Genomic DNA, 13,913 nt, shown 5'->3' with positions numbered 1-13,913 from the left:
CTTTTTTTTGCGGCCATCGGGAAGCCGCCTTTTGACCGGGAGCACGGGCAGGAGGGTTTCGTCATCGTCACCGCAGCCAGCAATCAGGGGATGGTCGATATACACGATCGCCGTCCTCTCGTGCTGACGGCCGACGCGGTCCGGGAGTGGCTGAGTCATGACACTTCGCCGGCGCGCGCGGCAGAAATTGTGCGTGACGGCGCGCTACCTGAGTCCGTCTTCACATGGCATCCGGTAGCGGCAAAAATCGGCAACGTTCACAACCAGGGGCCTGACATTATCCGGAACACCGGCGATGGCTGACAGAGTGTCCGGACATCTGCTTATGAAGGGCGCGGGTACGGGCTGCAGTTTATTTACCCCCTGGTGAATACGGAGAAGATAATCCCGTACCGGCGCCGGTTAATTTAGCACGGTCGTGTCCCGTCGCCACCGGCGGATGCGTCAGCACCTGATTCAGCCCGCTCCAGAGGGCCTGACGGGTGAGCCAGAAGCCGGGGGAGTGGAACACGATGCCCAGCTGCTCCGCCAGCGTCTGCGTCACCGGCAGGCGCCCCGCCAGAAAAGCTCGGGCAATATCGCTGTCCAGCCCGCAGCGGTCACACAGCTGCGTCACGGAGATATCGTGCTCAGTCAGAAGATAAGCGAGAAAACGTGCGGGAGATGTGTGGCCATCCATAGATTGCCCCGGAAGCTGATGAGGAGTTTCGTCCAGATTAGAACGGTGCGTCAGGTCTGCACAACGGGTCCGGAAAAAAATACCTGCCGTTAACTGCCAGCCCGCCACGCTCGCCGCAGTCACGGCTGAGGCGTACCGCAGCAGCGCGAGGAACGAACAGTCGTGCCGAGGAAGCGTCATTTCACCGATGCCGGCATGGACTGCTTACGCACGTTACGCTTATTCTGCATTTCACAAAACCAGCCCGGCCCCAGAGCGCCGGGCTGTAAGGGTACAACCGGAAACGCCTCTCCACGTCTGCCGGCCCTGACCTGAGCATAGTGGCGTCACTCAGTATCAGCCAGGCAGACCTTCATAAAAATTTCCCGGTGGGTCAGTCAGATGGCTTCGCTTCGGTGCCAACCCGTTTCGCTCCCTCTTGCCAGATAATTCCGCCTCAACAATACTGTGTATACAAACAGTAAAATAACGGGAGGAATTTTATGCGCGATTTACTCAGCTCTTTCGCAGTCACACTGCAGCATGGCCGGGGCATCAGATCATGAACCCGGGCAGCTATACCGCCGGCCTGACGCTGCTCTGGCCACCTATTTTTACGCCGAGGGTCAGGGTACAGCTTTATGCCGATCCGTGTGCCGCCGGCTTCCCCTCCCCTGCACAGGATTACGTCGAGAAAGTGCGACATGAAGTCGCCTGAATAATTGTTCCGCTGAGAAATCAGAGAGGAACCTGATGTTCCGTCATCAGTAGCCTACCGGCACATGCGGGAGCAGTAATGCTCCGGTGTGAAGCTGCCGGGACAACGAAGCCGGGTCTTATGACCATGCTGAGGCCGTGAGGTCAGGCAACATCTGCAAGCATCGTGCGGATGCGGCGCCAGGCTGGGTGGTATGACCAACATATGTGAACTGCTGATAAACATCGTTACGTAGAACAGGCCAAAGATGCTGTCAGGCCTGAACCAAAAGGTAAGCGGTCGGTTACTTCCTGTTTTTCTGGAAGTACACGGACTCAATGACCGCCGGTGAACAGGCAGGGGCTAACCCATCCCGTTATTCAGGTGGAACATGGTAAGCCCGTATCGCTGCCTTCAGAGGCAGGTAAATCGCAAGAGGCACCGTTGGCGATGCGGGTATGAGATGGTGGAGAAAGCGAATGCTGCCCTGTAACCGGGCAGACAGGGGTTGAGCTCACGGGCGACATCACCCCACGCGAAAGCGGGCAGACTTCCACCGGGTCTTTCTTTACGGGATAACCTGAGAAACTTTCTTTGAGGGAACAGCAGATGACTACGTCAGCAACAGACGCGGGTGCACCCTCACACGAACCGGAGGCGTGGCACGGCATTAACTGGGCTCAGTGCCACCGGGAGGTGCGAAAGCTGCAGGCGCGTATCGTAAAGGCAACGCGGGAAGGCAGGTATGGCAGGGTTAAAGCCCTGCAGTGGCTGCTGACCCACTCGTTCAGCGGCAAGGCCCTTGCCGTCAGACGGGTTACCGAAAATAAGGGCAGGCATACGCCGGGCGTGGACGGTAAACTATGGACCACCCCGGCGGTCAGATATCAGGCCATTACGTTGCTCAGGCGGCGAGGATATCATCCCCTGCCCCTGAAGCGTCTCCTTATTCCCAAAGCAGATGGTAAAAGTCGTCCGCTCGGCATTCCGGTAATGCGTGACCGCGCCATGCAGGCACTTTACATGCTGGCGCTATCGCCTGTTGCGGAAACCACGGCAGATCAGCGTTCATTCGGCTTCCGTCCGCAGCGCTCTGTCGCCGATGCGATGGAACAGTGCTTCAACGTATTATCGCGGAAGTATGCCCCGGAATGGGTGCTGGAGGGCGATATAAAGGGGGGCTTTGACAACATCAGCCATGACTGGCTGATTAAAAATATACCGATCGACAGGGTGATACTGAGCAGATGGCTCAGGGCGGGATACATGGAAGGCCGCCAGCTTTACCCCACCGAAGCAGGCACGCCACAGGGCGGGATTATCTCCCCGGTGCTGGCGAACCTCGCACTCGACGGGCTTGAAGCCAGGCTGAAATCCCACTTTGGACATCCGCGGTATGCGCGGAATCTTGAGATAAAACTTAAGGTCAATTATGTGCGTTACGCGGATGACTTCATCATAACCGGCCGCTCGCAGGAGTTACTGGAAGAAGAGGTCATGCCCGTAGTGGAGACGTTCATGCGCGAGCGTGGGCTGACACTCTCCCCTACAAAAACGCGGATTACACATTTTGATCAGGGTTTCGATTTTCTCGGACAGAATCTGCGAAAGTTCAGCGGCAAGCTGCTGATACGCCCGTCCGGTACAAATGTCAGCCGCTTACTGGCAAAAGTTCGCGCAACCGTGAAAGAGAACCCCGCACTGACGCAGGCGACGCTCATTAAAAAGCTGAACCCGATCATTCAGGGCTGGGCTGACTTTCACCGTCACAATGTGGCCAAAGCTGCATTTGCCCGCGTGGATCATGAAATTTGGCAGGCGCTGTGGCGATGGTGTCAACGGCGGCATCCTCAGAAAGGAAAACGCTGGATCAAGAACCGTTACTTCCATCAGGTGGGTAACCGTAACTGGGTATTTGCAGCGCCCACGGGCGGGCGCTATCCGGATGGAAAGCCGGTGCTCCAGTGCCTGCGGAAAGCCACCGACACCCGCATCACACGCCATACAATGCTGAAGCTGGGGGCAAACCCGTTCGATCCAGAATGGGAGGCATACTTTGAGGAGAGGATGTCCCGGAAGATGCTGCTGTCACTCAGCGGGAGAAAAAGGATCGTCACACTCTGGCAGAGCCAGCGGCGGCGATGCATGTTATGTCAGGAACTGATCACGCCCGAAACCGGATGGCATGTTCACCATATTATCCATCGTGTCGATGGCGGTATTGATGACAACAGCAACCTGTGCCTTGTGCATCCTGTATGTCACAGGCAGATCCATGCCCTTAATCTGAAGGTAGCAAAACCGGCTCGCGCAGGCGGGCTTTGAAAGGCCTGAGCCGTATGAGGGGAAACTCTCACGTACGGTTCTTAGGGGGGGATGGGCCAGTAATGGCCTGTTCCTACCCGATGAGCTCGATCTGAATGAACTGTGTATCCGCCGGCGCGCCTCAACCTTCTTCGTGCGCGCCAGCGGCAACAGCATGCGTGACCTGGGCCTCTGCGACGGCGACGTCATGGTGGTTGACCGGGCCGAGGAAGCCGCTCACGGCGATATCGTTATTGCCGAGGTCAACGGCGAGTTTACGGTCAAGCGTCTGCAGCTGCAGCCCAGGCTCGCGCTGCTGCCCATGAACCCGGCCTACCCGGTGATCTACCCGGAGGAGCTGCAGCTGCCCGGCGTCGTGACCTGGTTCTTTAACAGTACCCGTGCCCGCCGGAGGTGATCATGCCCATGTTTGGTCTGGCTGACGTTAACTCCTTTTATGCCAGCTGCGAGGCGCTCTTCCGCCCTGACCTGCGCGGCAGGCCGGTGGTGGTGCTGAGCAACAACGACGGCTGCGTCATCGCGCGCAGCGCCGCTGCCAAAAAACTCGGCATAAAGATGGCCGCTCCGTGGTTTCAGATCAAAATGAGGGATATCCTGAGAGGATTCATGTGTTTAGCTCAAATTACGCCCTGTACCACTCGTTATCGAACAGGGTCATGATGGCACTGGAGGAAATGACGCCGAAGGTTGAGCAGTACTCAATTGACGAGATGTTCCTCGATTTAACCGGCATCGATGGCTGCAAGGACTTTGAGCACTTTGGCCGGCGCCTGCGCGCGCACGTGCTGGCCACGACCGGCCTGACCGTCGGCGTGGGCATGGGGCCGACCAAAACCCTGGCAAAATCGGCGCAGTGGGCCAGCAGGGAGTGGCCGCAATTCCGGGGAGTGCTGGCGCTGACGCCGGGCAATCCGAAGCGCACCGCAACGCTGCTGGAAAATCAGCCCGTTGAGGAGATATGGGGCGTTGGCCGGCGCATCGGCAAAAGACTCAACCTGATGGGTATCGAAAATGCGCTGCAGCTGGCGCGCGCGCGCCCTGCCCTCATCCGAAAGAATTTCAGTGTGGTGCTTGAGCGCACCGTTCGCGAGCTCAACGGGGAATCGTGCATTTCCCTTGAGGAGTTTGCGCCGGCGAAACAGCAGATCGTCTGCAGCCGCTCTTTTGGTGAGCGCATTACGACAAAAGTGGCCATGCAGGAAGCGCTGTGTCAGTACGCCTCCTGGGCGGCGGAGAAGCTGAGAAATGAGCGCCAGTTCTGCCGGCGCATCAGCGTCTTTATCCGGACCTCGCCGCACGCGCAGGGAGAAGTCTTCTATGGCAACAGCGCCGGCGAGAATCTCACCCTGCCCACGCAGGATACGCGCGACGTGATTGAGGTGGCCATGCGATCGCTCGACCGCATATGGCTTGAAGGGCGACGCTACATGAAGGCCGGCATCATGCTCGATGACTTCACGCCAGACGGCGTCAGTCAGCTGAACCTGTTCGATGAGGATAAGCCGCGGGCCAACAGCGCGCAGCTGATGAAAGTACTGGACGGCATCAACCAGTCCGGGCTCGGCAGCCTGTGGTTTGCGGGTCAGGGCGTGAATACAGAATGGAAAATGAAGCGGGAGATGTTATCTCCCGCCTGGACAACGCGCTGGAGCGATATTCCCGTTGCTCGGGTGCTCTGAGATACCTCGGATGTTCCGGACGTCTCAGGGTATCGGTCAGTGAGCTGCTCTCCTTACTGGTTATAAAGCCAGAATTCATCCATGAGTAAGAAAGGAAGCCCCGGTTTTTTGTCCCTGAAGTAACGCCCCCGGGGCAGTCTGTCGCCAGGATGCAGCTTCCGGACCCACTCGTCAAACGCGGGACGCCGCCGGCGAACGTTGCCTTTAAACATATCTGCAGACTGGGTGATTGTAGTCCTTACCCTTCCCTGCCCGCGGACCTGCTTAAACAGTTCATGCATTAACATTACTGACTCTCCATCACGCTGCAATCGCTCAGCGAGATTTGTTTTGCTTCCAGCTGTCGTTAGCCATGAATGCCGCGCGCGAAACGCAGCCCCCCCACAGTAGCTGAAGGCCAATTTTGATCAGCTCGCTGGCATTCGGCAGGAAAAAGAGCGGCACGATGAACAGGGGACTCAGGAGAAAGCCCCATTCAGCGGCGCTTTTACGCTCGGGGCCACTGAGTTTTGTAAGCCCGATAAAACCAGCAGATAGACGTTTAATTTTTTTCATCCCGCCCTCTGAATAAACAGTAAAAGGATTTCAATAAGTGATTAAAATCAGTCCATTTTAATATTAAAACGATATCAATACAGAGCTATTTATTAGCCACCCACTTTCGTCCCTTTATCCAGCAGTTGTCGTACAGCCATTCTGATGAGTGCTGCGCGGGAAACGCCTTCATGTACAGCCAGATCGTCAAGCTGTGCAATGATGGCAGTATCAAACGTGACCGTGATCTGCTCACGCTGACCTTTTTTGACGCCACGCTTTTCCGCTTTATTTCCGTCGGGAGCGTCATTGATGAATTTTTCAATCTGCGCCTGCTCCTGCGTGGGCGCAGTTGATGATTTAGGTTTGGAAGTAATAGCCATTAAACACCACCTCAATATTTAAGTAATATTATAATAATATCAAGTCAATCTTTAAATACGATAGAAATGAGTTTTTCGAGTTCGTCCCTGGCCGGGCGCTCATGCGGTTTCAGCTTCAGCTCAACAACAGAACGGCCACTGCCGGCGGCGTTGGCAAAGGCCTTACGCATGTGCAGAAGGTGGTCCAGAACGGGGATCTCATCCGCATATTCAGACATGGCCGCAACCATATCCTGATTGTCTTTACTGCGCGGGTTAACGTCAGCCCTGTTGAGAATCGAAAATGCCGGGAAGGGTTCACGGATGCTGCGCGCTTCCTGCATCATTTTCACGACGTCTTCCATCGCCCAGGCTTCAAAGCTGCCCGGAACAAACGGAACCAGCGCGTAATCCGTAAGTGTCAGTGCAGCCCTCATGGCAGTCGAGTCACGTCCGCCACACTCAATAATGACGTCATCGAAATTATCTTTCTGCTGCAGAACCTGCGTTCTGAGAACAGGGCCGTCCGGGAAGTGTGAGCAGGCGATGCCGGGCTGTACTTCTGCTTCAGATCGGATCAGGATTGCCGTCTGTGACGACCCCTGCTTGTCGCCGTCAACCAGCCAGACCTTCTTGCCCTGAAGCGCGCGGGCGACAGCAATGTTAACTGCCAGCGTCGATTTGCCCACGCCTCCTTTGGTATTCACGATAGTCAGAATCATATCAGACACACCTCATTTTAATATTAATTTACTAGTAATCTGGGTTTCTTAACCTGGGGACAATTGTAGTGGAGATAAATCCACAAAACAATCACAATAGTATCATATGGATATCTATTTAATATTAAAATGAAATCCAAATGATATTTTAAGTCAGTTTCTGATTGTCAGGGAAGGGGAGGGTGCTACAGAAAAGGCAGGCGCGGTCGATACTTTAAAAGGTTTACTCACCGCTGCGCTGATGCTTGTCGTATCGCAGTAACAGCAAGGGGTTGTGGTGCCGTTTAGCAAACAACATTTTCACGACGATAAGGAAATACTCATGAAAAATCCCACGTTCGACTACGACAGCGTGTATGGCTTCATTCGCTATTTTTATATTTCTGCTTTGCCCGGCTTTGCTCCCTGCGAACCGCATGAAATCATGAACGCTCATCTCCAGTCCTCAGGTTCCGCGCTGAGGATGGCGAAGCCGGGTATGACACAGGTATCCAGTGACGAGTACAGATCAGAAACCGAGGTTTTTCTGCGCGACAGTACCAAACGTACCCAGCTTTACGATGACATCGTAGATATGACAGAGTGGCTGCACCAACAGGGTTATCTGAATTTTAACCCGTACGGCTCTGGGAGTTATTGCGCCAGAGATTTGCTTCTCAGAACGCCCAGCCTTAACTTCGAACTGAGACGTTAACCGCTTACCTTTGATTGATCTGCGGCCCTGAGGCAGTCCCGTCCAGAATCAACAGTGAAAGGGACTGCGAATCAGCAGGCGAACCGGCATCACGTGCCGCTACCGGGTATAACCAATGAGCGCGCATCCTCCGGCGTCATCGAGAACCGCACGCCCAGCTGGCGCGTGACGTCCAGCGCCATCACCTGCGTGTACCACTCTGTCGACTTCTCATCCTTATGGCCCATCATCGCCTGAATGACCTTTTTCGGCACGCCGTGCTGCACCAGGTGCATCGCAAACGAATCCCGGAACGTCTTCGTGGTGATGGGCCGTACGGTGAAGGTGACGCCGTCACGCTCGGCAGCCTGCACGGCTGTACGGATCCAGGTGCGAACGGTATCGGGACTGTCAATCTTCCAGATGCGCTCTCCCTTCCTGAGCCGCACGGTGGCGAGATATTCGCGAAGCCGGCGCACGTAGCCCGGATCGGTCAGCGGCACGGCGCGGGGCGGGTTGGCTTCTGCCTCGCGCTGCGCCGCCTGTTCTTCCCGCGTCGGCCGGCCGCGCCCGCGCTGCTTCTGCTTTTCTTCGTCCCGTCGCTGCTTCAGGGTGTGCAGCACCGCAAAGGGCGCATCAAGAGCGCGACCGTCCGGGCCGTCCAGAACGAAATCCTCCGGCGTCAGCGGCAGCACCTCATTCAGCCGGCCGCCGGTGTTCCAGAACGTTTCGATCAGCAGTCGCTTCCGCTGGTCCCGCTCGGCGTCAAGCAGCAGCGCCACCTCGGGCGCCAGCAGGTAGCGGGGCATGGCGGTGCCGTAGTGCGCAGCCAGGTTGCGCAGCGCCAGCGCCGAGGCGTAGTCAAAGTAGCGCGTCGCGCTTGCGCCGGTCACGTTATGCGCGCCGGCGTCGCTGCGTGAATTCTGCGTCAGTTCGCGGGGCAACCCTCTCAATTTTTCATTCTCCGCTTTCCGGGGGCGTGGAACGTATTTTCGCGTATCTGTCCAGAAAAACCGACCGCAATAAATCGGTGATCGGGTAAGGAAAAATCGGTCTTTTTTCCGCGATAGGGAATATAACCTGGTACGCACTCACGCGCACGCGGTGCCGCCCGGAAGACATGCACGGTTTTGTTAACGCTATCCCCCTGACGCTATTATTTTTTTATCTTAACGGTAGCCGAAAAGTTGGAGGCAGGGCGTACCAGGCACTCTTGGGTGAATGCCTGGTGTCCGCGGGAAATGAAAAAAGAGGCTTGCAAAAACCGCCCGCGTGGCTCCATGATGAAAGCTAAATAACAAGTTTCCAAGTTTCTAAGGAACTAACTAAACACTGATTTTTAATCTCCAGGAGGGCACCATGCCCACGAAACACATCGATGACGCCAGCTACACCCTGGCAGAAGAAACCCTGGTCAAAGCCGTCGTACTGACAAAGAAGGCGGTCAAGGACTCTGACATACTCTCCCTGCTGATCCACAAGGGAGCGGAAATCGTCACGCCGGTCGACATCCTCACGCGACTCGGGGCTTCCCCCACCGCCTGGGCTGAAATCTTCAACCAGGTGCTGGCCGAGTGCAGCCCGCACTACCCGCAGGAGTATATCTCTACATTTAAAGAATTTCGTGAAAAGGCGGACCGCTACTCCGCGACATGGCGTGAATACGATACCGTCGGCATTCATCAGCACATCTGCGACGCCGGCCAGCGCCTGCAGAAGCTGCGTGACTTCACCTTATCGCAGCTTGAGCCTGACTTTGAGCTTGAAACAGAGGAGGAGGAACAGGAGCACGAACAGTGGCTGAGTGGGCAGATCCGCAAAATGGACGATGCACTGGCCACCCTGGACGGCAGCGCGCTGGGGGCGCTGGGCGACGATGACCGCAGTCTGATGACGATGATGATGGAGAGTGGAGACTTCCAGGTCCGCTTCCTGCCGGTGCCCGACAAGCGCCGCGCTGACGGCCGCCCTGAGTTCATCGTGCGCGCCGCCCGCTTCCCGAACGCGGCGCAGGCCGGGCTGATGGCGCTGCTTGACGACCTGAAAAGCGCCGGCCTGAAGCTGACCTGGCACCGTTACGATCTTAACGCCTGGCTGCAGGAGCGCCCGCAGCATGACGCCGATGCCCTGGTAATCGACCTTTTTGCCCTGGCTGATGAGGGCCGCTTCACCTTCAAGGGCAACGCCGAACTGGCAGAGGAAAACGTTATGAAGTGCCTGACAGCGCACGACATTGGGCCGATCTCTTCTGGTTCAGTCATGGCCACTCTGGAACGGGCGGTCGCAGCGGGCACGTCGTAACGCCCGGGCCACGGTCTGAACGTCGGTTCAGGCCGGAGCTTTTTTAACCGCTCAGCGCGAGCCGGTGCATCGCTTCCAGCGCCTTATCACGTATCTCCGGACTTTGAGAAACATCCTGCGTTATCCTCCCTGGCAACATGTAACCGTCGGTGAAGAAAATCCGGTGCAGGGCAGATCCCGTCTGAATGAAGCGCTCCCTCTGCTGCGTCACCTGACTGATTAGCAGCTGTAACCTGTCAGCGTTGTACATACAATGTCTCCCTGACGGCCCTATGACGCAGGTCAATTAAGCCATCACGACATGCACAGCGGTGACGCGGCCGGAAAAAAATGACAGCGGTGATGACGGGCTTTTCCCGGGGATTCATCTGCAAGCCTGCAAGCGCCTCATTTAGTTTGCAGATATCGAAAATCCTGAACTTAACAGGTTACCCCCTTATCACATCAGAGCGGGCTTGACGGAATAAGCTAAAGATTATATTCTTAACATCTATAAGCTGTAACTTATAAGGCGCAATATGTGGACAGTACTCTTTGGCGATCTCTTTGACGCCTGGCTGGATAAACAGGAAGACGGCCTGCAGGAAAAGGTTCTTGCCGACCTGATTAATTTAAGGACGTACGGTCCGGCTTTGTCCCGGCCTTATGCCGACACCGTCAAGGGTTCCCGTCACAAGAACATGAAAGAACTCCGCGTACAGTATGGTGGTACACCGGTCAGAGCATTCTTTGCATTTGATCCGGCCCGGAGGGCCATCGTGCTTTGTGCCGGTGACAAAAGTAACGACAAGAAATTTTACGAGCGCATGATTCGTATCGCCGATGATGAGTTCACTGCGCACCTGAACACAATGGAGGGAAAAAATGAGAACGCTGGATGAAGTAATTGCTGCACGCTCTCCGGAGAGTCAGGCCCGTATCTGTGATATCGCTGACGAGATGATCCTTGAAACCGGATTACAGATGATGCGGGAGGAGTTGCAGCTGTCGCAGAAAAACGTAGCAGAGGCCATGGGTATCAGCCAGCCTGCCATTACACAGCTGGAGCAGCGCGGAAACGATCTCAAAGTTGCTACGCTCAAGCGCTACATTGAGGCGATGGGAGGTAAACTAAGTCTTGATGTCGAGCTGCCAACCGGAAAGCGCATAGCCTTTCACATCTGATACGCACGCTCACAGTCTGGCCTGATTTCCGGGCCAGACGAACACGCTGCAAAATACAATCAAAGTAATATCAATAAACAATTAAATACACATCATAATGCTATTTCCTTGAGGGGGAAGCCGGCATTTTCTCCCCTTCCGGATCCTCTGATGCCTCCCGCTGCCACCACCTCCCGGCACCATATTCACTGTCGTAAAGGACCGTTTTTTTCCCGCCTGCGCTGGAGGTAATCCGGCGTGTTCATACCGAAGACTTCCATCGGCAGCACTTCCGTGCCCGGCACGTCGGTCAGCACGAAGTCCGGAAACACGTCCTCTTCGCCGTCGTAGCGCAGCGGCTTGATAAACGCGCGCTTTTCCTCCCACAGACGCGTCTCAACCATGCCACTCATAGTGGGATTCCAGCGGAATATAGCGAGCGCTGACGGTCATCAGCGCCGCGTCGATAACCCTGCAACTGCTGCGCGGAATATTGCGGCCATCCTTACGGATAAATGCTGTTTCCGGCGGCTCGGTTTCGCAGATAATCACCACCCGGGCGCCGCTGCGCCAGTCGCTCAGCTCACGACTAAAGCTCCGGGCGAGACAGTCCCTGATATCGTCAGGCAGGTCCAGCGCCGGAAAGCCGGCAAACAGCCCCAGCGGCTGCGTGTACTGCAGCCGTTCATCGGCCGCGTCGCTCCATGTTACCAACGGTGCAAAACTGATCCACCCCAGCGGTTGAAAATTGATCCAGGGGTTAATCTGCTCCTCTGAATACAGGGGAGCTTATGATCACTTTTGAGATTCGTATGGAAATTAAAGTCCTGCACAAGCGGGGAATGAGTATCCGGGCCATTGCCAGGGAGCTGGGTATTTCGCGCAATACTGTCCGCAGCCACCTGAAAGCCAAATCTGAAAGGCCGCAGTATTCACCACGCCCGGCACCATCGTCACTGCTCGATGAATACCGTGATTACATCTCTAAGCGGATCAGCGGTGCGCATCCCTACAAAATCCCGGCGACCGTTATTGCCAGGGAAATCATGGAGCTGGGCTATCGTGGAGGGCTTACTATCCTGAGAGAGTTCATCCGCAAACAGACCCTGCCAGCACAGGCAGAACCGGTCGTTCGCTTCGAAACCGAGCCCGGACGGCAGATGCAGGTTGACTGGGGGACCATGCGAAACGGCAAGTCCCCCCTGCATGTGTTCGTCGCTGTTCTGGGATACAGCAGAATGCTTTATATCGAGTTCACTGACAACATGCGCTACGACACGCTGGAAGCCTGTCACCGCAATGCGTTCAGCTTCTTCGGTGGTGTACCGCAGGAAGTCCTGTACGACAATATGAAAACGGTGGTGCTACAGCGTGATGCTTACCAGACCGGGCAGCACCGGTTCCATCCTTCCCTGTGGCAGTTCGGCAAAGAGATGGGCTTCTCTCCCCGCCTGTGCCGTCCCTTCAGGGCGCAGACTAAAGGCAAGGTGGAGCGGATGGTGCAGTACACCCGCAACAGCTTCTATATCCCGTTAATGACACGCCTGCGTCCGATGGGGATCTCCGTCGATGTTGAAACCGCAAACCGTTACGGCCTGCGCTGGCTGTACGATGTGGCCAACCAGCGGAAGCATGAAACTATCCAGTCCCGCCCCTGCGATCGCTGGGTGGAGGAACAGCAATCCATGCTGGCACTGCCACCGGAGAAAAAGCAGTATGACGTGCAGGTTGATGAAAGCCTGATGACCTTCGACAGGCAGCCACTGCATCACCCTCTCTCCATCTATGATACGTTCTGCAGAGGAGCCGCATGATGGTTGAACTGCAACATCAACGGCTGATGGTGCTTGCCGAACAGCTGCAGCTGGACAGTCTTATCGGCGCAGCGCCGGCGCTGTCGCAACAGGCGGTGGATCAGGAATGGAGCTACATGGACTTCCTGGAGCACCTGTTACATGAGGAGAAACTGGCCCGGCATCAGCGTAAACAGGCGATGTACACACGGATGGCAGCCTTCCCGGCGGTGAAGACGTTCGAGGAGTACGATTTCACCTTCGCCACCGGCGCTCCTCAGAAGCAAATCCAGTCGCTGCGCTCCCTGAGCTTCATCGAACGTAACGAAAACATCGTGTTACCGGGCCCCTCGGGCGTGGGAAAAACACATCTGGCGATAGCCATGGGCTACGAAGCAGTACGGGCGGGCATCAAGGTTCGCTTCACAACAGCAGCGGACCTGCTGTTACAGCTGTCGACTTCCCAGCGTCAGGGGCGTTACAAAACGACACTCAATCGCGGTGTCATGGCCCCGAAGCTGCTTATAATCGATGAAATAGGCTATCTGCCGTTCAGTCAGGAGGAAGCCAAGCTGTTCTTCCAGGTCAGAGCCAAACGTTACGAGAAGAGCGCGATGATCCTGACCTCCAATCTGCCGTTCGGGCAGTGGGACCAGACGTTCGCAGGTGATGCGGCCCTGACATCGGCGATGCTGGATCGGATCTTACATCACTCACACGTAGTCCAGATAAAAGGAGAGAGCTATCGACTGAAGCAGAAACGAAAGGCCGGGGTTATAGCGGAAGCTAATCCTGAGTAAACAAGGTGGATCAATATTAAACCGTTGGTGGTGACGGTTAGTGGATCACTTTTTACCCGTTGTTGACACTCCAGGCGGCCAGCTGAGAAACAAAAATCAGGCGGCGTCCTTCGCAGTCTGCCGGTTCTGCGCAGCCTGCAGCGAATCCTTCATGGCCATCAGCATCAGCGACTGCTGCAGCGGACTCCGGCCGATGCGGATGCGCGCGGCAGTCTCATTCAGGCGC

The 13,913-nt window shown here is 56.0% G+C and carries 16 protein-coding genes and 2 pseudogenes; 10 read left to right on the top strand and 8 right to left on the bottom strand.

The annotated features are described in order from the left end of the window. A partial coding sequence (locus F3I21_RS22880; protein ID WP_190286126.1) for an SOS response-associated peptidase family protein occupies nucleotides 1-303 on the top strand: 303 nt, incomplete at its 5' end. Nucleotides 304-352: 49 nt separating this feature from the next. On the opposite strand, the gene F3I21_RS22875 is transcribed toward F3I21_RS22880, so the two are convergent. After that, nucleotides 353-679: a hypothetical protein gene (locus tag F3I21_RS22875; protein WP_182689055.1), complete on the bottom strand. Its 327-nt coding sequence runs from the start codon at nucleotides 677-679 to the stop codon at nucleotides 353-355. 1,285 nt (nucleotides 680-1,964) lie between these two features. Here F3I21_RS22875 and ltrA point away from each other — a divergent pair. The 3 genes and pseudogenes from ltrA (at nucleotide 1,965) to umuC (ending at nucleotide 5,359) form a co-directional block, all read left to right on the top strand. Next, nucleotides 1,965-3,680 carry a group II intron reverse transcriptase/maturase gene (ltrA, locus tag F3I21_RS22865; protein ID WP_150059868.1) on the top strand — a complete coding sequence of 572 codons (1,716 nt, stop codon included), beginning with the start codon at nucleotides 1,965-1,967 and terminating at the stop codon, nucleotides 3,678-3,680. A 70-nt stretch (nucleotides 3,681-3,750) separates the two neighbouring features. Next, nucleotides 3,751-4,077: pseudogene (umuD, locus tag F3I21_RS22860) on the top strand (translesion error-prone DNA polymerase V autoproteolytic subunit); the annotation flags it as partial. 8 nt (nucleotides 4,078-4,085) lie between these two features. Next, nucleotides 4,086-5,359 (top strand): annotated as a pseudogene (gene umuC, locus F3I21_RS22855) (translesion error-prone DNA polymerase V subunit UmuC). A gap of 315 nt (nucleotides 5,360-5,674) precedes the next feature. On the opposite strand, the gene F3I21_RS22845 reads toward umuC, so the two are convergent. The 3 genes from F3I21_RS22845 to F3I21_RS22835 form a co-directional block, all read right to left on the bottom strand. Further along, nucleotides 5,675-5,914, bottom strand: coding sequence for a hypothetical protein (locus tag F3I21_RS22845; protein ID WP_150059866.1), 240 nt, complete (start codon nucleotides 5,912-5,914; stop codon nucleotides 5,675-5,677). 92 nt (nucleotides 5,915-6,006) lie between these two features. Further along, on the bottom strand, nucleotides 6,007-6,276 hold the full coding sequence (locus F3I21_RS22840) for a CopG family transcriptional regulator (protein ID WP_150059865.1): 270 nt from the start codon (nucleotides 6,274-6,276) through the stop codon (nucleotides 6,007-6,009). 44 nt (nucleotides 6,277-6,320) lie between these two features. Continuing rightward, complete coding sequence (locus F3I21_RS22835) at nucleotides 6,321-6,977, bottom strand: AAA family ATPase (RefSeq protein ID WP_150059864.1); 657 nt, start codon at nucleotides 6,975-6,977, stop codon at nucleotides 6,321-6,323. Between the two features lie 322 nt (nucleotides 6,978-7,299). Here F3I21_RS22835 and F3I21_RS22830 point away from each other — a divergent pair, with 322 nt between their 5' ends. Further along, nucleotides 7,300-7,671, top strand: coding sequence for a hypothetical protein (locus F3I21_RS22830; RefSeq protein ID WP_150059863.1), 372 nt, complete (start codon nucleotides 7,300-7,302; stop codon nucleotides 7,669-7,671). An 89-nt stretch (nucleotides 7,672-7,760) separates the two neighbouring features. Here the strand turns inward: F3I21_RS22830 and F3I21_RS22825 are convergent, their stop codons facing one another. Beyond that, a complete protein-coding gene (locus F3I21_RS22825; RefSeq protein ID WP_150059862.1) occupies nucleotides 7,761-8,603 on the bottom strand; it encodes a tyrosine-type recombinase/integrase in 843 nt (280 codons plus the stop codon). Between the two features lie 406 nt (nucleotides 8,604-9,009). On the opposite strand from F3I21_RS22825, the gene F3I21_RS22820 reads away from it, so the two are divergent. Next, complete coding sequence (locus tag F3I21_RS22820) at nucleotides 9,010-9,951, top strand: hypothetical protein (protein WP_150059861.1); 942 nt, start codon at nucleotides 9,010-9,012, stop codon at nucleotides 9,949-9,951. 43 nt (nucleotides 9,952-9,994) lie between these two features. Here the strand turns inward: F3I21_RS22820 and F3I21_RS22815 are convergent, their stop codons facing one another. Next, on the bottom strand, nucleotides 9,995-10,201 hold the full coding sequence (locus F3I21_RS22815) for a hypothetical protein (protein WP_150059860.1): 207 nt from the start codon (nucleotides 10,199-10,201) through the stop codon (nucleotides 9,995-9,997). Nucleotides 10,202-10,469: 268 nt separating this feature from the next. Between F3I21_RS22815 and F3I21_RS22810 the strand changes: the two genes are divergently transcribed. Then, entirely contained in the window at nucleotides 10,470-10,832 is a 363-nt protein-coding gene (locus tag F3I21_RS22810; protein WP_150059859.1) for a type II toxin-antitoxin system RelE/ParE family toxin, read from the top strand. Beyond that, nucleotides 10,816-11,115: a helix-turn-helix domain-containing protein gene (locus F3I21_RS22805; RefSeq protein WP_150059858.1), complete on the top strand. Its 300-nt coding sequence runs from the start codon at nucleotides 10,816-10,818 to the stop codon at nucleotides 11,113-11,115. The genes F3I21_RS22810 and F3I21_RS22805 overlap by 17 nt, the downstream gene beginning before the upstream one ends. 185 nt (nucleotides 11,116-11,300) lie before the next feature. Here F3I21_RS22805 and F3I21_RS23480 read toward each other — a convergent pair whose 3' ends face one another. Both F3I21_RS23480 and F3I21_RS23475 read right to left on the bottom strand, forming a co-directional pair. After that, on the bottom strand, nucleotides 11,301-11,507 hold the full coding sequence (locus F3I21_RS23480; RefSeq protein WP_223815738.1) for a DUF1173 family protein: 207 nt from the start codon (nucleotides 11,505-11,507) through the stop codon (nucleotides 11,301-11,303). Further along, nucleotides 11,491-11,808: a hypothetical protein gene (locus F3I21_RS23475; RefSeq protein WP_223815737.1), complete on the bottom strand. Its 318-nt coding sequence runs from the start codon at nucleotides 11,806-11,808 to the stop codon at nucleotides 11,491-11,493. The genes F3I21_RS23480 and F3I21_RS23475 overlap by 17 nt, the downstream gene beginning before the upstream one ends. 77 nt (nucleotides 11,809-11,885) lie before the next feature. Here F3I21_RS23475 and istA point away from each other — a divergent pair, with 77 nt between their 5' ends. Together istA and istB are read left to right on the top strand one after the other, a co-directional pair. Beyond that, nucleotides 11,886-12,908: an IS21-like element ISSen3 family transposase gene (gene istA, locus F3I21_RS22795; RefSeq protein WP_150059857.1), complete on the top strand. Its 1,023-nt coding sequence runs from the start codon at nucleotides 11,886-11,888 to the stop codon at nucleotides 12,906-12,908. After that, entirely contained in the window at nucleotides 12,905-13,687 is a 783-nt protein-coding gene (gene istB, locus F3I21_RS22790; RefSeq protein ID WP_150059856.1) for an IS21-like element ISSen3 family helper ATPase IstB, read from the top strand. Before istA ends, istB begins: the two co-directional genes overlap by 4 nt. Nucleotides 13,688-13,913: the final 226 nt, after the last annotated feature.

Source organism: Pantoea sp. B_9 (assembly GCF_008632015.1).
Taxonomy (GTDB): domain Bacteria; phylum Pseudomonadota; class Gammaproteobacteria; order Enterobacterales; family Enterobacteriaceae; genus Pantoea; species Pantoea dispersa.
Note: the sequence above shows the minus strand (reverse complement) of the source record. Positions and strands in the feature narration are given on the sequence as shown.